Below are 23,660 nucleotides of genomic sequence, written 5' to 3'. Positions count from 1 at the left end.
CGTGAGGGCTGAGGTCGGGGGGTCGCGCAGCCCGGCGCTGACGGGGTGCCGCCTTCTGTGGGTCGGGAGCCGCCCCAGCGGCACGACTGCCCGCAGGCTGGGCGGGTTGAACAGCCGACAGCGCTGCAGCACCCCAAGGGGCGCGGGGCTGTGACATATCCGGCTCCGCCGCGTGGGCGCGACCAGCCACATACCACCCGCAGCCGCCATCGAACCCAAGGCCCCGAGCTGGTGGGCTCATGGAGCCGACGTATCCATGTCGAGGCGCGCATGCGCGTGCGCCGCCACCGATGGCGGCAGCCAGCCTCGAGTGGCGAGTTCGTCGATCAGACGGGCGTACGGTTCCGCGAAGCGCGTCGTGCGGTCGGGGCGGGGTTCGATCGTCGTGGCGATGTGGGCCATGGCCTCCGCGGCCTCCGGCAGGCCCGGCGCCGCGCCCGCGCCGTACGCCGCCAGCGCGGCCATCCCCAGGGCGGGTTCCGTCTGCTGCGGCACCCTCGCCGGGCGGCCCAGGACATCGGCGCGCAGTTGGTTCCAGTACGGGCTGCGGGCGGCGCCGCCCGTGAAGGTGAGGGGGCCGTCGAGGGGGGCGCCGAGGTGGTGCAGGTAGTCCAGGCACAGGCGTTCCGTGAAGGCGACGCCCTGGAGGAGCGCGGCCCACAGGTCGGCGTCCGCCTCCGGTTCGCCGAGGACGATTGCGGAGGCGTCGGGGGCCAGGAACGGGAAGCGTTCCCCGGGTGACACCAGGGGGTACGTGATCGCCCCCGACGGCTCGTACGCGGCGGCCCTCGCGTCCATGGCCGAAGGATCCGCGCCCGGGAACGCCGCCGTGAGCACGCCCGCGCCCACGCTGGAGGCACCGCCGGGCAGCCAACTCCCGTCCGGCGCACGGTGGTTGTAGACCACGCCGGTCGGGTCCCGGACCGGGACCGGGGCCGCGCCCTTGAGGACCAGCGTGGTGCCGAGCACCGAGTTCCAGGAGCCGGGGCGCAGCGCGGCGGAGGCGATCTGTGCCGCGCAGCCGTCGGTCATGCCGGCGATGACGGGCGTGCCGGCGGGGATGCCGGTGGCCTCGGCGGCGGTCGCGGAGACCTCGCCGAGGGGGGTGCCGGGGCGGACGACGTCCGGGATCGCCGTGTCGGGCAGGCCGAGGCGGGGCAGCATGGCCGGCCAGGCGTCGCGCTCCAGGTCGTAGCCGGTCTTGAGGGCGTGGCTGGAGTCGGCCGGGGGCAGCTCGCCGGTGAGGAGGGAGACGATCAGGTCCGGCTGGTGGGTGACCCGGCCGTGGCCGAAGTTCTCGGTCAGCCAGAGCAGCTTGGGCAGCGCCCAGGTGTCCTGCACGCCGATCCCCGCCATCCGCGCCCGCGCCGCCTGAGCCGTCGCGCGCCCGTCGTCGTACATCAACGCGGGGCTCATCGGCCGCCCTGCCCCGTCCGTCAGCAGCACGGTCCCGGACGTCCCGCACACGGCGAGCCCGCCGACCGGCACGCCCCTCAAGGAGCCGAGCGCGGACCGGGACGCCGCGCACAGCCCGTCCCACCACTCGGCCGGATCCTGCTCGTGCCGCACACCGTCCCGCCGCCCGCCGAGGGGCGCCGAGCCGCTGCCGAGGACCGTGCCGTCCCCGGTGACCAGCAGTACGCGGACGCTCTGGGTGCCCAGGTCGATCCCGAGCCATGCCTCCTGGTCCTGCTCCATCCGGACCTCCCGCCCTTTTGGTCGTTCGCCTCCGGGGCGCTTTCTGCCCCTCCGGCTCGCTCCCGCACATCTCGATCCGTGAACTTCACACTCTGCCCTGAGATTTTCCCTTGCGCGAGGGATTGACGCCCAACTTCCGCCGTTCCACCCTCGGTTAGCGAGTCGACTCGCCGTGTTAACCCCCGAGCACCGGACCCAGCCCCACGTGGAGGTCACGGATGGACACGCACGTGCACGACCGCCGACGTTTCCTGGCACTGAGCGCCGCCCTCGCCGCCACCCCCCTCCTCTCCGCCTGCGGTGCCGGGTTCGGCGGTGACGACAGCAAGAGCGACGGCTCGGCGGCGGACGACGTCACCGGCTCCTTCGACTGGCAGCGCGAGAAGGGCACGACCGTCAAGGCGCTGCTCAACAAGCACCCGTACACGGACGCCCTGGTCGCCGACCTGAAGGCCTTCACCGAGAAGACCGGCATCAAGGTCGAGTACGACGTCTTCCCCGAGGACAACTACTTCGACAAGCTCACCGTCGACCTGTCCAGCGGACGCGCCTCGTACGACGTCTTCATGCTCGGCGCGTACATGGTCTGGCAGTACGGACCGCCGGGCTGGCTGGAGGACCTCGGCCCCTGGATGCGCAACTCCTCGGCCACCGGCGCCGAATGGGACCAGGCCGACTTCTTCCCGAACCTCCTCCAGGCCGACCAGTGGTCCCTGAAGGCGGGCGCGCCGCTCGGGCAGGGCGGGCAGTACGCGCTGCCGTGGGGCTGGGAGACGAACGTCGTCGCCTACAACACGGATGTCTTCAAGCGGCTCGGCCTGAAACCCGCGGAGACCTTCGACGAGCTGCGTGAGATCGCCGGGACCATCAAGCAGAAAGCGCCCGGTGCCGGTTTCGACGGCATGTACGGGATCGCCGTACGCGGGTCCCGGAGCTGGGCCACCATCCACCCGGGCTTCATGACCATGTACGCGCGCAACGGGCTCAAGGACTTCACGGTCGAGGGCGGGAAGCTCACACCCGCCATGAACACCCCGGAGGCCGTCGCCTTCACCGAGGACTGGGCCGGCATGGTCAAGCAGGGCGGGCCGCCGTCCTGGACGTCGTACACCTGGTACCAGTGCTCCAGCGACCTCGGCGCGAAGAAGGCCGGGATGCTGTTCGACGCGGACACGGCCGCCTACTTCCAGGCCGTGGAGGGGGCGAGTCCCGCCTCCGGGAAGATCGCCTTCCACCCCGGACCGAAGGGGCCGGACGGGTCGCTCGCCACCAACATGTGGATCTGGTCGCTCGGCATGAACGCCAAGAGCAAGAAGAAGAGCGCCAGTTGGCTGTTCCTGCAGTGGGCGACCGGCAAGGAGCACCTGCGCAAGAGCGCGATCACGCACAACCACATCGACCCGGTGCGCCAATCGATCGCCGATGACGCCGCCTACAAGAACAAGATGAGGAACCTCCCCGGCTTCATCGAGACCTTCGAGACCGTCGTCGACCAGACGAAGATCCAGTTCACCCCGCAGGCCCAGTTCTTCGACGCCACCACCAGCTGGGCCGCCGCCCTCCAGGAGATCTACGGCGGCAAGGGTGCCGAGTCGGTGCTGGACGGGCTGGCGGGCGATCTCGCCGACAAGGTGGGCTAGCCCGATGGGATGGCGGCTCGCCCTTCGCCCGTACGTCCTGATCGTCCCCGCCCTGCTGCTGACCTGCGGGATCCTCTATCCGTTCGGGCTCGGCCTGTACTACACGCTGTTCGACTTCTCGGCGAGCAAACCGCAGCCGGACATGGTGCGGTTCGAGAACTACGAGACCGTGTTCACGCAGGAGGCCTTCTGGAACTCGGCGTGGGTGACGGTGCTGTACGCGGTCGGGGCCGCCGCCGTGGAGACGGTGCTGGGAGTCGCCGTGGCCCTGCTGCTGCACCGGTCGACGATCGTCGGGCGGATCCTGGAGAAGATCCTGATCCTGCCGCTGATGATCGCCCCGGTGATCGCGGCGATCATCTGGAAGCTGATGCTCCAGCCGTCGGTCGGGGTCGTGAACTACCTGCTCAGACCCTTCGGACTGGGCGGAGTCCAGTGGACGGACACCCCGACCGGCGCCCTGCTGTCGTCGATCGCCGTGGACGTGTGGGTCTACACCCCGTTCGTGGCGATCCTCGCCCTCGCCGGGCTGCGGTCACTCCCCACCTCCCCCTTCGAGGCGGCGGCCGTCGACGGAGCGGGCTGGTGGTACACCTTCCGGCGGCTGACGCTGCCGATGCTGTGGCCGTACGTCCTCGTCGCGGTGATCTTCCGGTTCATGGACTCGCTGAAGGTGTTCGACATCATCTACGCCCTGACGGAGGGCGGCCCGGGCGACTCGACCGTCGTCCTGCAGATCCGGGCCTATCTGGAGGCGATCCGCTTCCAGCGGTACTCGTTCGGCATCAGCTACACGATCGTGCTCTGGGCCGTGGTGTATCTCGCCGCGATGGTGCTGGTGAAGCACCTGGGGAAGATCCAGCGGAAGGCGGCGGAGGTGGCTGCCAAATGATGTTCAGGAAACGGCTGTTGGGGTGGCTGGCGGACGCCGCCCTCATCCTCTATTTCCTCTTCGCGCTGTTCCCGATCGCCTGGATGGTGATCCTGTCGCTGAAGCCGACGAACGAACTCTTCTCCACCTACTTCTCGTTCTCCCCCACCCTCGACGGCTACCGCACCGTCCTCGGCGACAGCGAGGGCATCCCGTTCGTGCGGTTCTTCGTCAACAGCCTGGTGGTGTCGCTGGGCGCGGTGGCCCTCTCGCTGATCGTCGGTCTTCCGGCGGCGTACGCGTCGGCGCGCTGGCGGTTCAAGGGCTCCGAGAACCTGATGTTCACGCTGCTGTCGTTCCGGTTCGCGCCCGAACTGACCGTGATCATCCCGCTGTTCGTGCTGTACCAGAAGCTCGGACTGTTCGACACGTACGTCGGCATGGTGTGGGTGCTCCAGCTCGTCACCCTGCCGCTGATCGTGTGGATCATGCGGTCGTACTTCGCCGATCTCACGCCCGAACTGGAACAGGCGGCGCTGCTGGACGGCTACACGCGCAAGCAGGCGTTCGTGAGGGTGGCGCTGCCGCTGGTCAAGCCGGGGGTGGCGGCCGTATCGCTGCTCGCCTTCATCTTCGCCTGGAACAACTTCGTCTTCCCTCTCATCCTGACCTCCAACGAGGCCCAGACCGTGACCGTGGGTGCGCTGTCCTTCCTCGGCGGGGACCGGCCCAAGTACAACCTCACGGCCGCCGCCGCGCTGGTCTCCGTCGTACCGCCGCTGCTGCTGGCCCTCACCATCCAGCGGTATCTGGTGCGCGGCCTGTCGTTCGGGGCGGTGAAGTCGTGATCCGTCTGTCCGGCGTCCGCAAGACCTACGGCAAGGTCACCGCACTCGACGACCTGGAACTGGACGTCCGGGAGGGCGAGTTCTTCTGCCTGCTCGGCCCATCGGGCGCCGGCAAGACCACCACCCTGAAGACCGTCGCCGGGCTGGAGACCCCCGACGCCGGCACGGTCGAGCTCGACGGCAGGGACATGCGCGGTGTCGAGCCGTACGACCGTGGCGTGGCGATGTGCTTCGAGAGCTACGCCCTCTATCCGCACAAGTCGGCCTACGACAACCTGGCCTCGCCGCTGCGCTCCCCACGCCACCGCCTGCCCGCCGCGCAGGCCCGGGAGCGGATCGGCGAGATCGCCGAACTCCTCGGCATCTCCGCCCTGCTGGACCGCCCGGTCGGCCGGCTGTCCAACGGCCAGCGCCAGCGCGTCGCCCTCGGCCGCGTCCTGGTCCGGCCCGCCCGCGCCTTCCTCCTCGATGAGCCCTTGTCCCACCTCGACGCCAAGCTGCGCCAGCAGATGCGGGCCGAGCTGAAGGCGATCGGTGCGGTGCGGCGCACCACGACCCTCTACGTCACCCACGACTCCGTCGAGGCACTGGCGCTCGGCGACCGGATCGGGGTGATCCGGGACGGGCGGATCGTGCAGACGGGGACGCGGGAGGAGATCTGGTACCGGCCGTACGACACGGAGGTGGCGCGGGCTTTCGGGCGGCCCCGGATCAACCTGCTGCCGGGGACGATCGCCGCCGACGGCGGTTTCCGTTCCGCGGACGGCGAGGTCGAGCTGCCGATCCGCGCCGAGGCGGCCCCCGGCACGCAGGTCCTGATCGGCGTCCGGCCCCGCGACCTCACCCTCGGCGAGAGCTCCGGCCATGAACTCGCCGGCACGGTCTACGTCACCGAGGTGCTCGGCCGGTCCGTCGAGGTCACCGTCCGGCTCGGCGAGCAGCATGTGTCCCTGGTCGCCCCGCGCGGCGACACGGCGGGGCTGCGTCCCGACGATCCGGTACGGCTGTCGGTCCGGCCTGAGAACCTGCTCCTGTTCGAGGCCGACCGGCCGGAGCGTCCAGGACGAAGGATCGGACAGTGAACCGGGCAATGAACAGCGCACAGCAGGGCCCCGCCGCCCGCCAGGCCGCCATGGCCGAGCAGGTCCTCGCCGACGGGTCGGCGACGGCCGCCGAGCTGGCCGAGCGGTTCGGGGTGAGCCTGATGACCATCCACCGGGATCTCGACGAACTCGAACGGCAGGGGATCGTAAGGAAGTTCAGGGGCGGGGTGACCGCACAGCCCTCCGGGGTCTTCGAGTCGAACGTGCAGTACCGGCTGAAGACGATGCGCGCCGAGAAGGCCGCCGTCGCCGACCGAGCCCTGAAGCTGATCGAGCCCGGCATGGCGATCATGCTGGACGACTCCACGTCCACCCTGGAGATAGCCCGCAGGCTGCGCCTCGGCGAGGTGACCCCCCTCACGGTCGTCACCAACTTCCTGGAGGCGATCAACCTCCTCTCCGACCAGCGCGGCATCCACCTCATGGCCCTCGGCGGCGACTACGACCCGCTGCACTCCTCCTTCCTCGGCGTGTCCTGTGTGGAGGCGATAGAGCAGCTGCGGGTGGACGTGTGCTTCGCGTCCACATCGGCCGTGCACGGGGGTTACGCCTACCACCAGGAGCAGCACATCGTGTCGGTGAAGCGGGCCATGCTCGACGCGGCCGCCCGCAACGTCCTGCTGATCGACCACACCAAGCTCGCCCGGGTCGCCCTGCACCGGGTGGTCCCGCTCTCCCGCTTCGACCTGCTCCTGGTGGACGACGGGGCGTCGGCGGAGGCGCTGCGGGACCTGGACGAGCACAAGGTCACCTACGAAGTCTGCGCGAAGGCACCGACCGTGACGAAGGGCAGCGATGACCGAGCTGGAGCTACGTGATCTGCGCAAGACCTTTTCGGCGCGGGGCCGCCCGGCGGTCGACGCCGTACGCGGTATCGATCTGGCCCTGCGCTCAGGGGAGCTGCTGGGATTGCTGGGGCCCTCGGGCTGCGGGAAGTCCACCACCCTGCGGATGATCGCCGGCCTGGAGACGGTGACCGGCGGGGACATCCTCGTGGACGGCTCATCGGTGATCGCACGACCGGCCCAGCAGCGCAACATCGGGGTCGCGTTCGAGAACTACGCCCTCTACCCACCGCTCACGGTGGCGGAGAACCTGGCGTTCGGCCTGCGGGCGCGCAGAAGGGCCGACCGGGGCGACGTCGACCGCAAGGTCAAGGAGATCGCCGAACGGGTCGACCTCACCGCCATCCTCGACGCCCGCCCGGCCGGCCTCTCCAGCGGTCAGAAGCAGCGCGTCTCCCTGGCCCGCGCCCTGATCCGCGAACCGGACGTACTCCTCCTCGACGAGCCCCTCTCCCACCTGGACGCGGCCCAGCGCGACACGACCCGCCGCGAACTCAAGCGCATCCAGCGCGACTTGGGTCATACGACCATCCTGGTCACCCACGACCAGGAGGAGGCCCTCTCCCTTGCCGACCGGATCGCCGTGATGAGGGACGGCGTGATCCAGCAGCTCGGCACCCCGTACGAGATCTACGACAGCCCCGCCAACGTCTTCGTCGCGGACTTCGTGGGCGAGCCCGCGATCAACCTCCTCCCCGGCATCGCGGAGGCGGACGGCCACGCCCGGCTCTCCCCCACCGTGCGGATCGCGCTGCCGATGCCGGTGCCGGCGGGCCGGGAGGTGGTGGTCGGCATCCGCCCGGAGGACCTGAGCCTGACCGGCGAGGACGGCGGCCTCGCCGCCCGCGTGGTGGCGCACGAACCCCTCCTCGAATCGGGCATCGCGACCCTCGCCCTCGACGGCGTCGAACGCCCCCTCGTCGTCCTCACCGACCCCGAGGTACGCCTCGCCCACGACGACCGGGTCCACGTCACCGCCGACCCTCACCTCACCCATGTCTTCGACGCCGAGACGGGAGACTCCCTCAGATGACCCACGGGAACCGCGTGCGCGTGGTGGCCGCCGGCGACCACTTCATCCTGCCGTCGCTCATCAGGCAGGCGCTGGACCACGAACTCACCTGTGACGTACGCGAACTGCGACTCGGCTGGCCACTGGAGCCCTTCGGCCCGGTGGCCGAGGTGACGGAGGCGAGCGACGCCGAGGACGAGCTGATCGACGCGCTGACGGGCGCGCGGGTGCTGGTCACCCAGATGGGCCCGGTGACGGAGCGCGTCCTCGACGCCTGCCCGGAGCTGCGCCTGGTGGTCGTGTGCCGGGGCGGCCCGGTGAACGTCAACCTGGACGCGGCCAAACGACATGACGTCCGCGTGTGTTACGCACCCGGCCGCAACGCCGCCGCCACCGCCGAGTTCACGGTCGGCCTGATGCTGGCGGCCCTGCGGCGCATTCCTCAGGCCCATGAACTCCTTGCCCGGCAGGGGAGCTGGGAGGGGGCGACGTACTACACGTACGAGCACAGCGGACTGGAGCTGGAGGACCTGCCGGTCGGGTTGGTCGGCTACGGAGCCGTGGGCAGCAGGGTCGCGCGGGTGCTGTGCGCGTTCGGGGCCCGGGTCATGGTCTTCGACCCGTACGTGCACGGCGAGATCCACGGCCTGAGGGTCGCGTCGCTTGACGAACTCCTGCGGAAATCCCGGGTGATCAGCCTGCACGCCCGGCTCACCACGGAGACCCGAGGCCTGATCGGCGCCCGCGAACTGGCCCTGCTGCCGGAGGGCGCGGTGGTGGTGAACGTGGCCCGCGGCCCGCTGCTGGACGAGGACGCGCTGTGCGACGCGCTGGAGAGCGGGCGCCTGTCGGCGGCGGCCCTCGACACATACGAGACGGAACCGGTGCCGCCCGGTTCGCGCCTGTTCGGTTTCGGCGACCGTGTCGTCCTCACTCCCCATCTGGGCGGTGCGAGCCGGGCGGTGGCGGAGAAGGCGGCGGCGATCGCGGCGGCGGAGGTGGGCCGCTGGGCACGCGGCGAACCGCTGGCCCACTGCCTGACGTGAGCCCAGCCTCGGGTGAGAGCTCACCAACGTGACTGGGCCGACGACACCGACATGTGGCGCCCCGAAGGCGACCGAGCCAGATATTCGACACGCCAGCTGCAAAAGGCACTGCACACCCGACCGAGCCAAGAAGTGGGTTGGAATGTACGTCGGCATAGATGTAGGCACGTCCACAGTGAAGGCCGCCGCCTTCGACGCCACCGGCCGTGAACTGGCCGTCGCATCCCGCCCGGTGCGCCTCAGCCTGCAGGGCGGGCTCGTCGAGCAGGACATGGACGAGGTGTACGGCGCAGTGGTCGCCGTACTCCAAGAGGTAACCGAACGCGTCCCGGAACCAGTCGAGCTCGCCGGCCTCACCGGCCAGGGCGACGGCGTCTGGCTGGTCGACACAGACGGCCGCGCTGTACGCCCAGCCGCCTCCTGGATGGACGGCCGCGCACACGAACTGGTCGACCGCTGGCTGGCGGACGGCACGTTCGAGACGGTGTTCCGGCGGACGGGCAGCGCGATGTTCCCGGGGTGTCCGGGGCCGCTGCTGGCCTGGCTTGACAGCCATGAACCGAAGGCGCTGGATGCCGCGATCGCCGCCCTGTACTGCAAGGACATGGTGTTCCAGCGGCTGACGGGCGCGGGCCCGACAACGGATGTGTCGGATGCGTCGATGCCCTTCCTGGACCCGCGGACGCGGACGTACGACAACGGGGTCGTCGAGCTGCTCGGGCTGACCCACCGGCGCGGGCTCCTCGCCCCGGTCAGCGACCCGGTCTCGACGGCTCGGACGCGCGGCGAGGGGCTCCCGTCCGGGACGCGGATCGCGAACGGGCCGTACGACCTGCCGGCCTGTGCGCTGGGCGCGGGGGTGACGTCCCCCGGGGACGGTCTTCTCATCGTCGGCACCTGTCTGGCCAGCCTGGTCGCCACCACCGACCTCGACCTGACCGGCGAACCGGCCGGCCTGTACATCAACACCGACCGGCCCGGGCACTGGCTGCGCGCGATGCCCGCGATGGTCGGTACGGCCGCGCTGGACTGGGTGCTGTCGACGACGGGCGTACGGCACGAGGAGGTCGACGGGCTGCTGGCCGAGACCCCGCCGGGAGCGAATGGCGTCCGCGTACTGCCGTACTTCGCACCCTCCGGCGAACGCGCCCCCTTCGTCGAACCACGTCTGCGCGCCGAACTGTCCGGCGTATCGCTGGAGTCGACCCGCGCCGACCTGGTCCGGGCGACCTGCGAGGGCATCGGCTATGCCGCCCGGCACTGCCTGCAGGCGGCCGGGCTCACCGGGACGCTGGCCGTGTGCGGCGGCGGCACCCGCAGCCCGGCCTGGATGCGGCTGCTCGCCGATGTGCTCGGGCGCCCGCTCAGGGTCGTCGAGGGCGAGGTCGGCGCGCGGGGCGCGGTGCTGGCGGCGGCCGAGCGGTACGGGGTGGCGCTGGACGCTCAGGCGTGGACGCGGCCGACGGACGTCGTCGAGCCGGACGAGGGGCGGGCGGCGTACTACACGAAGGGATACGAGGAACACCTGTCCCGTCTGACGCAGGCGCGCGGCCGGGCACGCGCGTGAAGAGCCGTACGACGAAAGGGAGTTGTATGCACCCGAGACGTAGATCCCTGCTGCTCGCGGCCGCCGGCACCACGGCGGCCGCTGCCGTGCCCACGACGGCGACCGCTTCCGAAGCCGTCGGCTCCCGGCCGCCGGGCCCGATCGTCATCGGTCATCGTGGCGCGGCCGGCTGGCGCCCCGAGCACACCGCGTCCTCGTACACGTACGCCGTGCAGACCGGCGCCGACTGGATCGAGCCGGACCTGGTGCCGACGAAGGACCACGTGCTCGTGGTCCGGCACGAGAACGAGATCTCCCAGACCACCGACGTGGCACGGCACCCGGAGTTCGCGGACCGGCGTACGACGAAGACGGTGGACGGTCGGGCGGTGACCGGCTGGTTCACCGAGGACTTCACGCTGGCGGAGCTGAAGACGCTGCGGGCGGTGGAACGCCTCCCCCTCGTCCGCAACCGCAACACGGTCTTCGACGGCCGGGAGCAGATCCTCACCTTCCAGGAGGTGGTGGACCTGGCGCGCAGGCTGTCCAGGTCCTACGGCCGTACGATTGCGGTCTTCCCGGAGACCAAGCATCCGACGTACTTCCGCTCGATCGGCCTGCCGCTGGAGCCGAGGCTGGCGTCCGCGGTCCGCCGTAACCGGCTCGGTCCGCGCGAGTGTGTCCTGCAGTCCTTCGAGCCGACGAGCCTGCAGCGCATGACCGGTCTGGGCGTACCGCTGTGGCAGGCGCTGGGGACCACGGGTGGGCCGTACGACCTGGTCTCGTCCGGTGATCCGACGACGTACCGGGACATGATGACGCCGGCGGGGCTGGCGCGGATCGCCGGGTACGCGGACTGGATCGGGCCGGACAAGTCCTCGGTCGCCGGCACGTCCCTCGTCGCGGACGGGCATGCGGCGGGGCTGCGGATCGGGCCGTACACCTTCCGCGCGGAGAACCAGTTCCTGCCGGCGGAGTTGCGGCGGGGTACCGGCGCGACCGATTTCGGGGACGCGTTCGCGGAGTACGCGCTGTACTACGGCTTGGGGGTCGACGCCGTGGTGACCGACTTCCCGGATCTGGCAGTGATGGCGAGGAGGGGTTGATGGGGACGCGCGTACTGGACTGCCCGAAGTGCGGCACCATGCAGGTCTTCCGGGAACTCAACAAGGAGGAGCGGGCAGCGGTCCGTGCGCAGATGAAGAATCCCCGCTACTACGTGGACAACCTCTGGCGCTGCACCGCCAAGGGCTGTCGGACGTACTTCCCCCAGTTCAACAAGGCCGGCTACGGCCTCCTCCCCGAACAGTTCGGTGAGGAGGCCGCCGAGAAGTGACCCCTACAGGTTGCTGAAGTCCGGACCCCTGGTACGGGTGCGCTTGATCTCGTAGAAGCCCGGCACGGAGGCCACGGCGAGGGTGCCGTCCCACAGCCTCGCGGCGTCCTCGCCCTTGGGGGCCGGGGTGACGACGGGGCCGAAGAAGGCGATCTGCTCGCCGTCGGCGCCGGGGACGGCGATGACCGGGGTGCCGACCTCCTGGCCGACCTTCTCGATGCCCTCCTTGTGGGATGCGCGCAGCTGCGGCTCGTACTCGGTGCCGTCCCAGTGCTCCATGAGGGACTCGGGCAGGCCGACGTCCTTCAGGGCGGCGGCGACCGTCTCCTTCTCGGGGCCCTCGCCCTGGTTGTGGATGCGGGTGCCGAGCGCGGTGTAGAGGTCGCCGAGCACCTCGGTGCCGTGCTCCTCCTGGGCCGCGACGACGACCCGGACCGGGCCCCACGCCTTGGTCTCGAGCAGCTCGCGGTACTCCTCGGGCAGGTCGTCGAGCTTGTCCTCGTTGAGGACGGCGAGGCTCATCAGGTGCCAGCGGACCTCGATGTCGCGGACCTTCTCCACCTCCAGCACCCAGCGCGAGGTCATCCAGGCCCACGGGCACAGCGGGTCGAACCAGAAGTCGACGGGGGTCTTCGCGGAGGTGGTCGCGCTCTCGGACATGGCTCTCCTCTGGATGCGGTCGTTTGAAAGCGCAACAAGGACCGCCCGCATGTCATTCCCCTGCTCACCGTCAGGAGCGCATGGCAGGATCAGTGCTGTCCGCATACTGAACACCACCCCGAGGGAGTGCCACCGTGCCCGGTGAGAATCTGTCCCGCGACGAGGCCCGGGAGCGGGCCGCCCTGCTGTCCGTCGACGGGTACGACGTGTCCCTCGACGTGCGTTCCGCCGTCGGCGACGGGGACTCCGAGAGCGGGGCGCCGCGCACCTTCCGCTCGGTCACCACGATCCGCTTCCGCTGCAACGAGCCCGGCGCCACCAGCTTCGCCGACCTGATCGCGCCGAGCGTGACGGCCGTCTCCCTCAACGGCAAGGACCTGGACCCGAGCGAGGTCTTCCACGGCTCGCGGATCACCCTGGAGGAGCTGGCCGCCGACAACGAGCTCGTCGTCGACGCCCAGTGCGCCTACTCCCGCACCGGCGAGGGCCTGCACCGCTTCGTCGATCCCGAGGACGGCGAGGTCTACCTCTACACGCAGTACGAGCCGGCCGACTCCCGCCGCGTCTTCGCGAACTTCGAGCAGCCGGACCTCAAGGCTCCGTTCCGCTTCGAGGTGCGGGCGCCCGAGGGGTGGACCGTGTGGAGCAACGGGGCCGGTGAACTCGCCGACGGAACCTGGAAGTTCGCCGAGACGAAGGCGATCTCGACGTACATCACGTGTGTGGTGGCGGGCCCGTACCACTACGTCACGGACTCCTACGAGCGCACCTTCGCCGACGGGACGACGCTGCGGATCCCACTGGGCGCCATGTGCCGCAAGGGCCTCGCCCCGTACTTCGACACCGACGACGTCTTCCTCGTCACCAAGCAGGGCCTGGACTTCTTCCACGACCACTTCGACTACCCGTACCCGTTCGGGAAGTACGACCAGGCGTTCGTGCCCGAGTACAACCTGGGCGCGATGGAGAACCCGGGGATGGTGACCTTCCGGGAGGAGTTCATCTTCCGCGGCAAGGTGACGCGGGCGTCGTACGAGGGCCGGGCCAACGTCATCCTGCACGAGATGGCGCACATGTGGTTCGGCGACCTGGTCACCATGGTGTGGTGGGACGACCTGTGGCTGAAGGAGTCCTTCGCGGACTTCATGGGCACGTTCGCGAACGTCGGCGCGACCCGCTTCAAGGACGCCTGGATCACCTTCGCCAACCGCCGCAAGGCGTGGGCGTACCGCGCCGACCAGCTGCCCTCCACGCACCCCATCACGGCGGACATCCGTGACCTGCAGGACGCGAAGCTGAACTTCGACGGCATCACGTACGCCAAGGGCGCCTCGGTCCTGAAGCAGCTCGTGGCGTACGTCGGCCAGGACGCGTTCCTGGAGGGCGCGCGGCGCTACTTCAAGCGGCACGCCTACGGCAACACGCGCCTCGGTGACCTGCTGTCGGTGCTGGAGGAGACCAGCGGACGGGACATGGGCGCGTGGGCGCGGTCCTGGCTGCAGACGGCGGGCGTGAACTCGCTGACCCCGCAGGTGCTGCTGGACGCCGAGGGCCGTGTCGACGAGCTGGCGGTGGTGCAGGAGGCGGCGGAGTCCCACCCCGAGCTGCGCCCGCACCGGGTCGCCGTGGGCCTGTACCGGCGGGGCGCCGACGGGGCGCTGGAGCGGTACGCGCAGGCCGAGGTGGACGTCGACGGGCCGCGGACGGTCGTGGCGGAGCTGGCGGGCGCCGAGGCTCCGGAGCTGGTGCTCGTCAACGACGACGACCTGACGTACTGCAAGACCCGCTTCGACGAGACGTCCCTGGCGACGCTGCGCGAGCACCTGGGTTCGCTGACTGATCCGCTCGCCCGTGCCCTGTGCTGGTCGGCGCTGTGGAACATGACGCGGGACGCGCTGCTGCCGGCGCGGGACTTCGTGGATCTGGTGCTGCGGTTCGCGGGGCGCGAGTCCGACATCGGCGTGCTGCAGATGCTGCACGCGTGGGCGAACTCGTCGCTGGTCCACTATGTGGCGCCCGAGTGGCGTCCGACCGGCGAACGGCTGCTCGCCGAGGGCGCGCTGCGGGAGCTGCGGGCCGCCGAACCGGGCGGCGAGCAGCAGCTGGCGTGGGCGCGGTTCTTCGCGTCGGTGGCGTCCGAGGAGTCCGACCTCCAGCTGCTGAAGGACCTGCTGGAGGGCACCGCGAAGATCGACGGCCTGGACGTCGACCAGGAGCTGCGCTGGGCGTTCCTGACACCGCTGGCGGCGCACGGCGTCGCCGACGAGTCGGTGCTGGCGGCCGAGCTGGCCCGCGACGACACCGCGTCCGGCAAGCGGCACCAGGTGCGCTGCCTGGCCGCGCGGCCGTCGGAGGCGGTGAAGGCGCAGGCGTGGGTGCAGGTCGTCGAGTCGGACGTGCTGTCCAACGCCCTGGTCGAGGCGACCATCGCTGGCTTCACCCAGCCGTCGCAGCGGGAGCTGCTCGCGCCGTACACCGACAAGTACTTCGCGGCGATCGAGCGGGTGTGGAACGAGCGGTCGATCCAGATCGGCATGGACGTGGTCCGGGGCCTGTTCCCGGCGCTCCAGCAGTCGCGGGCCACGCTGGACGCGACGGACGCGTGGCTCGCGGCCCACGAGGACGCGGCGCCGGCACTGCGACGGCTGGTGCTGGAGGCGCGGGACGATCTGGCGCGGGGGCTGCGGGGGCAGGAGTGTGACGCGCGCGGGTGAGCCGCCCCGGGTCTGCCGTAGGGGCTGAAAGCGCCCCGCAGGCGAACGAGTCGTCCGAACCGCGTCAACCAGCCGACACCTTTGGCCAAAGGTCTCGGCCCTCCGTGACCGTTACGGAATTCAGGCAATAGCAGCCGTAACCCCTGGACCAACCCGAACGGACCAGGGGTTTTCCGTGCCTACTCGGCATCCGAACACCCGTCCTTTAGTGCCAGGTTGTCCGCTTTTGTCGACGGACGTGTAACAGCGGTTAGCGAGCCGATCGGACGCGGGAACCTCCGGGTCATGAACCAAAACACCCCGGTCCCCCCGCTCTCCCCCCGCCCCCTGCGCCACCTCTCCGAGGTGCACCGCCGTGTCATGACCGCCGCACAGCTGAAGTCGCACGGCATCTCGGCCGCCGAGATGAACGACCAGTGCCGCCCCGGCGGGCCCTGGCAGCAGTTCCTCCCCGGCGTCTACCTGCTCCACCCCGGCCCGCCCACCAGCGAGGAGCGCCTGCACGCGGTACTGATGTACGCGGCGCGGGAGCGGACGGCCGGGGTGCCGTCCCAGCCGAACGCGGGCGAGGGACACACCGCCCCGGTCTACGGCGAGGCGGTGATCACGGGCCTCGCGGCGCTCACCCTGCACGGCTTCTCGGCCACCCCGCCGCTGACCGCGCTGGACACGATCGACGTCCTGGTCCCGCGCCTGCGCCGGCTGCGCTCCACGGGCTGCGTCCGCATCCTGCGCACCCCCGCGCTGCCCACCCCCCAGCAGGTGACGGGCCTCCCGGTGGCCCCGGTGCCGCGCGCCCTGGCCGACGCGGTGGCCGAGCTGACGGACGCGAGCGCCGTACGCCGGCTGCTGACGGAGGCCGTCCGCGCCGGGCACTGTGAACCGGCTTCGGTGGTACGGGAGTTGAACCAGGCGAAGCTGCTGAGCCGCCCGCACGTCGTGGACGCGGTGGACACCCTGCTCGCCGAGGGCCGCGCGATCGCCGAGGACCGGCTGTACGAGATGGTCCACGACTTCGCCCTCCCCGACCCCGTCTGGAACGTCGACCTGCGCCTGCCAGGCGGCCCCCACCTCGGCGGTCTGGACGCCTACTGGCCGGAGCAGGCGGTGGCGGTGGAGCTGGACACCCGGGCCCCGCGCCAGGGGGACCGGCAGGACGACGACGCGCTCTGGTCCGAATACGCCCGCAAGCGTGAGCACTTGGAGCGACTGGGCATCACGGTCGTGTACATCACCCCGAAGAAGCTGCGGGACGCGATGGAGCAGCAGGCGGCGGTGGTCCGTACGGCGCTGATGGCGGCGGCGGACCGCGATCCGGCCGCGTATGTCGTGGTGCTGCCCCGGTAGTGACGGACCGGGATGCGCGGCACCAGGAGGGGAGAGGAGGGGCCGCCGGTCACACCGGCGGCCCCTCCTCGCGTCGTCAGCGGCACCGCGTCACACGGCCGGCCGGTCGAGGGCGACGGGCCGGCCGGTCGGCGCGGTCCGTGCGAAGCGGGTCCGCAGCCGACGCCACGCGGTCGGCGCCTGCCGGGGCTCGTCCGGCACGACCGGTGCGTCCGGCAGCGCCGAGAGGGCACCGGAGCTGGTCTGCCAGTCGTCGAACACGCCGCGGAACATCTGGTGTTGGTCCTGGAGCGGCACCGAGCGCCTCACTGTGGCCACGACGGCCTCCTTCACATCCGTACATGCACCCATGCACGCCCTCGTCGATGATCCGAAGGTAGCGAGCAATGGCTCGCTGCTACCGTCCAATGGCATGCGGGAATCACAGACCAATCTGGCGGGCGATCTTCTGCTGCACCTGGGCCGGCCCGGCGACGGGCCGCTGCACGAGCGGGTGAAGCGGGCGCTGCGTGCGGCGATCAGGGACGGGCGGATCGAGGTCGGCACCGCCCTGCCGCCCAGCCGTCAGCTCGCCACCGACCTGGGCTGTTCCCGCTGGGCGGTGACGGAGGCGTACAGCCAGCTCGTCGCCGAGGGATACCTTCACGCGCGAACCGGCTCGGCCACGCGGGTGCGCTGGACGAACGCCCCGGACGCCGCCTCCGGGCGGCACGCACCGCGCCGCGCGCCCGAGGCCCGCTTCGACCTCGGGCCCGGTCTGCCCGACCTGCGCGCGTTTCCGCGCCGGCGGTGGGCGGAGGCCGTACGGGCACAGGTGACGACCACGCCGTTCACCGAGTTCGGGTACCCGCCGGCCGGCGGTCACTCCCGGCTGAGGCGGCTGCTTGTCGAGTACCTGGCCCGTTCCCGCGGCGTCACGGCGACCCCTGACCAGGTGACGGTGTGCACCAGCGTGACCGACGGAGTACGGCGCCTCTGCCACGGCCTGCGTGCCGAGGGCATCACCGCGGTCGGCTGCGAGGAGCCGGGCTGGACCCGGCTGCGGGACGTGATCCGGGCCGCGGGTGTGGACCCGGTGCCCGTACGCACGGACGGCGGGGGCCTGCGCGTCGACGACCTCGCCGGACACACCGGTCTGCGGGCCGTGCTGACCTCCCCGGCGCACCAGTTCCCGCTGGGCACCGTCCTCGCCCCCGAGCGGCGCGCCGCCCTGCTGCGGTGGGCCCGCCAGGTGGACGGCGTCGTCCTGGAGGACGACTACGACGCGGAGTTCCGCTACGACCGCCGCCCGGTCGCGGCCCTGCAGGGCATGGACCCGTCCCGCGTCGTCCTGTTCAAGTCGCTGAGCAAGATACTGTCCCCGGCGCTCGGCATCGGCTGGATCGTGGCACCGCCGCGCTGGACCCGGCACCTGCACCGGTCGGACCAGACGGCGACGCAGCCCCCGACCCTCGACCAGCTGGCCTTCGCCGCCCTCCTGGAGTCGGGCGCGTACGACCGCCATCTGCGCGCCTGCCGCAAGCGGTACCGCGACCGCCGCGACGCGCTCGTGCGAGCCCTCGCCGAGGAGTTGCCCGGCGCCCCGGTCTCCGGCATCGCGGCCGGCCTGCACCTCATCCTCCGGCTGCCCGCCGACGTGGACTCCGCCGCCGTGGTCGGCGCGGCGGCCGCCCGCTCGTTGCGCATCGCCGACCTCACGGCCTATCACGCCACCGAGGACCACGCCGATCACGGCCTGGTCCTCGGGTACGGGAATCTTGCGGATGGGACGGTGGGGGAGGCCGTACGGCTTCTGCGTGAGGCGATCGAAGACGTCGGGTAGCGGCGATCGGTCGCCTGCAGAAATGTCCTCAGAGCGGCTCCGGCAGCGTCGGGCGTGGCGCCCCGGTGTGGAGTCGGTCGATGAGGGCCGCGTAGGAGGCGATCATGCGGGTGCGGCTGAAGAGTTCGCGGCTCGCCGCGAGGGCCGGGGCGTACGCGGCGCGGTCGGCGACCGCGGTCGTCCAGGCGCCGGCGATCTCCTCGGGGTCCGGTGCCGTGAGGATGCCGCGTCCGGCCACGATGGCCGCGCTGTCGCCGACGTCGGTGGTCACGGGTACGGCCCCGCACATCATGCCCTCGATGAGGCACAGGGGCGCCGCCTCGCCCCAGGCCGAGGTCAGGGCGACCACGTCGGCACCGGCGTAGAGGGTCTCCATGTCGCTCCGGACGCCGAGGAGGCGCAGGCGGCGCCGGTCGGGTCCGACGGCGGCCTCGATGTCGGCGTCGAGCGCGGGGTTGGCGGCCGTCATTCCGGCGCCGCACATCAGGACGTGACCGCCCGGGGTGCGGCGCAGCCAGGCACCGGCGGCCCGGAGGAAGAGGGGGACGTTCTTCATCGCGTCGTAGCGGGCGGCGTAGACCACGACCGGCGCCGGGTGGTCGATGCCGAGTTCCGTCCGCAGGGCGAGCCGGCGCGCCGGGTCGGGGCGGAAGCGGAGCAGGTCGACGCCGTTCGGGATGACGTGGAGCAGGTCGGCCGGGATGCCCGCCGCCTCGTACGCGGCCCGCGTCGACTCGGCGCAGCAGACGCAGGCCGCCACCGTGCCGTCGGCGATGGCGGCCTTGAGCTCGTCCAGCGCGGGGCCCTGGTTCTGCGGGTCGGAGCGGTGCAGGGAGACCAGGACCGGGCGGCGCGGCAGGCCCGCCTGGTTGAGCAGGGCGAGCGGCTGTTCCTTGAGGGAGAGGATGACGTCGGCCCCGGCCATGGCCCGCGCGGTTTCGGCCAGCTCCGGCCCGCTGAAGGTGGCCGGATCATGACCCGCGCCCTGGACTCGGCCCAGCGAGGTGACGCCCGCCCCGGCCGCGGTCAGCGACCGGTAGCAGGCGTCGTCCTCCATGCGCTGGCGGGTGGCCTCGCGGTACACCTCGCCGTGAATGCTCAGCACCCGGTGGCGCTGGCCGCCCTCCATGAGCCCCAGCACCACGTCGCCGTGCGCGATCCGGGCTCCGCCCGAGAAGAAACCGTCGTAGACCGACAGCACACGCAGTCCGTGTTCCGCGCGCATACGATCACCCGCCTTGCACACATATCAAGCCATCCCCCGTGAAGTGCGGGTTAGCCGATATGAGGCGGTACGGACATTACGTCCGAATGAACACGGTGCTTCGTGTCCGAGTCCTCTCGATTACCGGCCCTCACCGGCGCCTTTCCGCAGAACTCGGCCTCGACCACGCTCGCCATGTCCCCCGCCCAGTCGCCGTTGAGGTTGAGGGCGAGGGAATGGCGGCCGTCCTTGGTCGTGACCGCCTCGGACAGGGAGCCGTGGATGCCGCCGGCGTGGCCCCAGACGGTGACGCCGCAGCTCAGCTCTGTCTTGATCAGACCGAGACCGTAGCCGTTGGGGCCCGTCGTGGTCATCTCGGCCAGTTGCTCGCGCGGGATGAGCCTGCCGCGCAGGAGGGCCGTGTAGAAGCGGCTCAGATCGGCCGAGCTGGAGATCATCTCGCCGGCCGCGTAGGCGAGCGACGGGTTGAGCTCCGTGACGTCGTACGTCGGCCCCGTCGTCGTCTCGGCCAGCTTGGCGTAGGCGCGGCTGCTGGGCCGGGGCATGGTCACGCGGGTGCCGGGGACGGACGTGGCCGTCAGGTGCAGGGGCTTGATGATCCGCTCACGGATCGCGTCGCCGTACGGCCGCCCTGTGACCTTCTCGATCACCATCCCGGCCACGACGTAGTTGGTGTTGGAGTACTTCCAGGACGCCCCCGGCTCGAAGTCCGGCTCGTGGGTCATGGCGAGCGCGACCAGTTCCTCGGGCTTCTTCGTGTCGTAGCGGTGCTCGAAGAAGCCGTCCTTGAGGAAATACGTGCGGCCGAAGTCCTCGTCCGCCGTGTAGTTGAAGATGCCGCTGGTGTGGTTGAGAAGCTGGCGGACGGTGATCCGGCCGCCGTCGTGGCCGTTGCCCCGCACCACGCCCGGCAGCCACTGCTCCACGGTGTCGTCCAGCGACAGCCTGCCCTCCGCCTCCAACTGGAGCAGCACCGTCGCGACGAACGTCTTGGTGATGCTGCCGACCCGGTAGCGGTCGTCCGCGGAACGCGGCTTGCCCGTCTTCAGGTTGCCGACCCCAGCCGTCGCCGACCAGGTGCCGTGACCGTCCTTCGCCGTCACCGTCACACCGGGGACGCCGTCCCCGACCGCGGCCTCGATGGCCTTCCGGGTCGCCTCGTGGTCGCCTCCGACGGGCGGCGCCGCCACCGCGGGGGCCGCGAGGGCCACGGACAGCGCCACCGCGGTGGTCACCAACAGGGCCGTGCGGGTCATACGTACGCTCATCTCTCTCCCCCATCTCGTCCGCTCTCATCGAGCGTGGTCGGTGGGAGAGACCGGGCGCTTGGGGTCAAGGTTGAGCCCCGGTACGGCAGTTGAGCGAGTTTCAGCCCTTCTTCAGCACCAACTCCGCGTTCCGGTCCTTCCGCTCGCCCGCCAGCGTCGTCCGCGCGCCCGGTGCGTTGAGGGAGAGCTCGCGGTAGAGGGCGGCCAGGCCCGTCTGGGAGAGGTCCGTGAAGCTGGTGCGGTGTGGGGCCGAGGACTCGATCAGCGTCGTGAAGAGCGAGATCGTGCCGTCGTGGTTGTCCACCACCTCGATGATCCGGGCGAGTTGGGGGAAGTCGACGTGGGAGGCGGTGGAGATCTCCCAGAAGGAGTGGCCGCCGGAGCCGGAGTGCGGCGTGATGACGTTCTTGTGGATGTGGCCGTTCACCCAGGCGAGGACGTTGCGGTGGCCGCCGAGCAGGGAGAGCAGCTCCGCGCCGCCCACGCGCCGCTCGTTCGGGCGGGCCGGGTCGCGGCGGAGGTTGTCCATCGTCTCGCTGGTGTGATGGCTGAAGATGATCGCGTACGAGTCCTTGTTGTCGCGCAGCGTCCTGTCCAGCCACTTGAACTGGGCCGCCCCGATGGACCCTTCGTAGTGCCCGCCCGGGTCGGTCGTGTCGAGGCTGATGCCGATGACGTCGTCGGCGATCCGGAAGCTGTAGTACTGGGTGCCCGCGTCCAGGTTGGCCGTCGAGTAGCCGTGGCCGACCGGGCCGTGGCCGCGGTGGGCCGGGTTCAGGTGGGCTTGCACGTACTGCTTCGGCGTGAAGGGCGCCCGGCTCTCGTCCGGCGTGACCGAGCGCATCGAGCGGGCGTGGGCCTTGAGGAAGTCCTTGAAGACGGTGCCCCTGGGGTCCTTGTCCTGCTTGAGGGAGTCCTGGAGCTTCTTGGCGTCCCCGGCGGAGACGTTCATCAGCTTCTTGCCGCCGACGGCCAGGTCGGTGAGGTAGGAGTCGCTGTGCGAGGCGTAGGTGCCGAGCGGCATCGCGTCGTGGTTGCCGACCGTCGAGTACCAGGGGATGTTCAGGCCCGGGCTGCGCAACTCGCGGATCGCGGCGGCCAGATAGCCGTCGATGTGCGGGAAGCCGAGCTGCTTGTCGGCGTCGCGGACGCTGTCGTCGGCCTGCCAGTACAGCTTCAGGCCGCTGTTCTGGACGCCCTCGTAGTGCCGCGGGTCACCGGTGTTCGGGGTGACGCGGCCACCGCTCATCACCGTCAGGAACCACTCCAGCTCGGACTTGCAGTTGTTGTCCGTGTTGTCGCCGGTGGTCATGGCGAAGTGCAGCGGGGCGCCGGTGACGGGGGCGCCCCGCAGCGCGTTGATCCGCTCGACGAGCGCCACCGCGCCCGGCACGGTCAGCGCCTCCTGCGGCCGCCACGCGTGCACGTCCGTCGAGCGCAGGTACTCCAGCCGGAGCGGGTGCTGGGCGTCGATCAGGTGCAGGTCGGTGAGCTGCACGAACGCGGCGAGCGCCGTACGCCTGCTCTCGCGCCCCGACTTGGCCGACGCCAGGTTCTCCCGGACGACCCGCTTCCAGCCGGGGCCGTCGCCGAGCCGGCGGTAGCCGGAGGTGCCGCGCGGGGTGGCGACGTTCGTGAGCGTGGTGCCCCGGGTGTACGGCGCGAGCGCGGCCGGCACCCTGCGGGAGGCTCCGACGGGGGCCTCGGCGGCGGCTTCACCCGCGGCGGCGTTCGGTGCGCTCGCGGCGTTCGGCGCGTTCGTGGTCGTGGCGGCCTGGCTGTCGGTGGGCCGCAGGGCGTAGCCGACGCCCGCGGAGAGGGACACCGCTCCGGTGGCGGCGAGCAGGGTGCGGCGGTGGACCCCCAGCGCGGAGCTGGCGACAGAGCGTATGCGCGACATGCGCGATCTCCCCGAGTGCGAACGCGTCGGCAACAGGACACGAGCGTCCGCCTGACGCGAACGGCCCGCTCACTGTGGATCGTTGGCACCGGGGATGACCTGTGCATGAACATGACGGCAACGCGCAGCGCCGATCACCGTACGTGGATCTTCGCCCACCTTCCGCGTTCACGGCCGCTCGTCGAACGGCCGGGACGCGGTCACTCGCTGTTCATCTTTCGGGGTAGTGAAGCTACTTCCCGGCGGCCCGGATCCGCCCCGCGGCCGGCCGCTCCCGCCACAGCGACAACCCCTTGTCGACCATGGACACGCGGGTCAGCCCGGTCACCTCGTCGAGCGGGTGCCAGGCCGCCATGTCCGTCGAGCCGTTGGCCTCGTAGCGCAGCTCGCCGCCGGTGATCCGCGCCTCGTAGACGAGCCGTACGCCGTGATGGTCGACGTTCCGGCCGAAGCGGCCCGGGAAGACGCGGTGGGAGGAGTCGATGCCCAGCAGACCCGTGGGCTCGACGAGGTAGCCGGTCTCCTCCGCCAGCTCCCGTACGACCGTGTCGTAGGGATCCTCGCCGTGCTCCATGCCACCGCCCGGCAGCACCCACTCGAAGCCGCCGCCGGGCGCCGGGGACCGGGCGAGCAGGAGTTGTCCGTCTCGTACGCATATGGCGTAGGCCGCCACCCTCAACTTCTTCCGCACATACGGACATTAGAGCGCCGGCAGCGGATCGGCAGGTGAGTATTCGGCTTGCGGGCGATGCGCCCCCTTTTCACGCCCTCTCACCCCA

20 protein-coding genes are annotated in these 23,660 nt (G+C 70.9%); 13 read left to right on the top strand and 7 right to left on the bottom strand.

Going from position 1 to position 23,660, the window contains the following annotated elements; translation table 11 throughout:
• Positions 1-237: 237 nt before the first annotated feature.
• Positions 238-1,698, bottom strand: a complete 1,461-nt coding sequence (locus IF78_RS0113725; protein WP_031476827.1) for an FGGY-family carbohydrate kinase — start codon at positions 1,696-1,698, stop codon at positions 238-240.
• A gap of 218 nt (positions 1,699-1,916) precedes the next feature.
• Here IF78_RS0113725 and IF78_RS0113720 point away from each other — a divergent pair, with 218 nt between their 5' ends.
• From IF78_RS0113720 to IF78_RS0113675, 10 genes are all read left to right on the top strand, one after another.
• Positions 1,917-3,338, top strand: coding sequence for an ABC transporter substrate-binding protein (locus tag IF78_RS0113720; protein ID WP_031476826.1), 1,422 nt, complete (start codon positions 1,917-1,919; stop codon positions 3,336-3,338).
• A 4-nt stretch (positions 3,339-3,342) separates the two neighbouring features.
• Positions 3,343-4,230 (top strand): carbohydrate ABC transporter permease, encoded by an 888-nt coding sequence (locus IF78_RS0113715; protein WP_031476825.1) that lies wholly within the window; start codon positions 3,343-3,345, stop codon positions 4,228-4,230.
• Entirely contained in the window at positions 4,227-5,057 is an 831-nt protein-coding gene (locus IF78_RS0113710; protein WP_031476824.1) for a carbohydrate ABC transporter permease, read from the top strand. Before IF78_RS0113715 ends, IF78_RS0113710 begins: the two co-directional genes overlap by 4 nt.
• Positions 5,054-6,139 carry an ABC transporter ATP-binding protein gene (locus IF78_RS0113705; protein ID WP_031476823.1) on the top strand — a complete coding sequence of 362 codons (1,086 nt, stop codon included), beginning with the start codon at positions 5,054-5,056 and terminating at the stop codon, positions 6,137-6,139. Before IF78_RS0113710 ends, IF78_RS0113705 begins: the two co-directional genes overlap by 4 nt.
• Positions 6,140-6,147: 8 nt before the next feature.
• On the top strand, positions 6,148-6,978 hold the full coding sequence (locus IF78_RS0113700; protein ID WP_031476822.1) for a DeoR/GlpR family DNA-binding transcription regulator: 831 nt from the start codon (positions 6,148-6,150) through the stop codon (positions 6,976-6,978).
• On the top strand, positions 6,956-8,038 hold the full coding sequence (locus IF78_RS0113695) for an ABC transporter ATP-binding protein (protein ID WP_031476821.1): 1,083 nt from the start codon (positions 6,956-6,958) through the stop codon (positions 8,036-8,038). The genes IF78_RS0113700 and IF78_RS0113695 overlap by 23 nt, the downstream gene beginning before the upstream one ends.
• Positions 8,035-9,063, top strand: coding sequence for a 2-hydroxyacid dehydrogenase (locus tag IF78_RS0113690; RefSeq protein ID WP_031476820.1), 1,029 nt, complete (start codon positions 8,035-8,037; stop codon positions 9,061-9,063). Before IF78_RS0113695 ends, IF78_RS0113690 begins: the two co-directional genes overlap by 4 nt.
• Positions 9,064-9,205: 142 nt before the next feature.
• Positions 9,206-10,630, top strand: a complete 1,425-nt coding sequence (locus IF78_RS0113685; protein ID WP_031476819.1) for an FGGY-family carbohydrate kinase — start codon at positions 9,206-9,208, stop codon at positions 10,628-10,630.
• A gap of 26 nt (positions 10,631-10,656) precedes the next feature.
• Positions 10,657-11,715 (top strand): glycerophosphodiester phosphodiesterase family protein, encoded by a 1,059-nt coding sequence (locus tag IF78_RS0113680; protein WP_031476818.1) that lies wholly within the window; start codon positions 10,657-10,659, stop codon positions 11,713-11,715.
• Complete coding sequence (locus IF78_RS0113675) at positions 11,715-11,945, top strand: hypothetical protein (RefSeq protein ID WP_031476817.1); 231 nt, start codon at positions 11,715-11,717, stop codon at positions 11,943-11,945. The genes IF78_RS0113680 and IF78_RS0113675 overlap by 1 nt, the downstream gene beginning before the upstream one ends.
• A gap of 3 nt (positions 11,946-11,948) precedes the next feature.
• Here IF78_RS0113675 and IF78_RS0113670 read toward each other — a convergent pair whose 3' ends face one another.
• On the bottom strand, positions 11,949-12,605 hold the full coding sequence (locus tag IF78_RS0113670) for a mycothiol-dependent nitroreductase Rv2466c family protein (RefSeq protein ID WP_031476816.1): 657 nt from the start codon (positions 12,603-12,605) through the stop codon (positions 11,949-11,951).
• 134 nt (positions 12,606-12,739) lie between these two features.
• On the opposite strand from IF78_RS0113670, the gene pepN reads away from it, so the two are divergent.
• Together pepN and IF78_RS0113660 are read left to right on the top strand one after the other, a co-directional pair.
• Complete coding sequence (gene pepN / locus IF78_RS0113665) at positions 12,740-15,319, top strand: aminopeptidase N (protein WP_031476815.1); 2,580 nt, start codon at positions 12,740-12,742, stop codon at positions 15,317-15,319.
• Positions 15,320-15,604: 285 nt separating this feature from the next.
• On the top strand, positions 15,605-16,666 hold the full coding sequence (locus tag IF78_RS0113660) for a hypothetical protein (protein WP_031476814.1): 1,062 nt from the start codon (positions 15,605-15,607) through the stop codon (positions 16,664-16,666).
• A 90-nt stretch (positions 16,667-16,756) separates the two neighbouring features.
• Here the strand turns inward: IF78_RS0113660 and IF78_RS0113655 are convergent, their stop codons facing one another.
• Entirely contained in the window at positions 16,757-16,984 is a 228-nt protein-coding gene (locus IF78_RS0113655) for a hypothetical protein (RefSeq protein ID WP_158751368.1), read from the bottom strand.
• A 94-nt stretch (positions 16,985-17,078) separates the two neighbouring features.
• Here IF78_RS0113655 and pdxR point away from each other — a divergent pair, with 94 nt between their 5' ends.
• The gene (gene pdxR / locus IF78_RS0113650; protein WP_031476812.1) at positions 17,079-18,488 is read left to right on the top strand and encodes a MocR-like pyridoxine biosynthesis transcription factor PdxR; all 1,410 of its coding nucleotides are present in this window, start codon (positions 17,079-17,081) and stop codon (positions 18,486-18,488) included.
• A 28-nt stretch (positions 18,489-18,516) separates the two neighbouring features.
• Here the strand turns inward: pdxR and IF78_RS0113645 are convergent, their stop codons facing one another.
• The 4 genes from IF78_RS0113645 to IF78_RS0113630 form a co-directional block, all read right to left on the bottom strand.
• Entirely contained in the window at positions 18,517-19,689 is a 1,173-nt protein-coding gene (locus IF78_RS0113645) for a glycosyltransferase family 4 protein (protein WP_031476811.1), read from the bottom strand.
• 74 nt (positions 19,690-19,763) lie between these two features.
• Entirely contained in the window at positions 19,764-20,969 is a 1,206-nt protein-coding gene (locus IF78_RS0113640; protein WP_425314614.1) for a serine hydrolase domain-containing protein, read from the bottom strand.
• 112 nt (positions 20,970-21,081) lie between these two features.
• A complete protein-coding gene (locus IF78_RS0113635; protein WP_031476809.1) occupies positions 21,082-22,881 on the bottom strand; it encodes a TIGR03767 family metallophosphoesterase in 1,800 nt (599 codons plus the stop codon).
• Positions 22,882-23,113: 232 nt separating this feature from the next.
• On the bottom strand, positions 23,114-23,572 hold the full coding sequence (locus tag IF78_RS0113630) for an NUDIX hydrolase (RefSeq protein WP_031476808.1): 459 nt from the start codon (positions 23,570-23,572) through the stop codon (positions 23,114-23,116).
• Between the last annotated feature and the right edge of the window lie 88 nt (positions 23,573-23,660).

Origin of the sequence: Streptomyces bicolor (assembly GCF_000719285.1) — a bacterium.
Lineage (GTDB): Bacteria > Actinomycetota > Actinomycetes > Streptomycetales > Streptomycetaceae > Streptomyces > Streptomyces bicolor.
The sequence above is the reverse complement of the archived record's forward strand: the minus strand, read 5'-3'. Positions and strand labels throughout refer to the sequence as shown.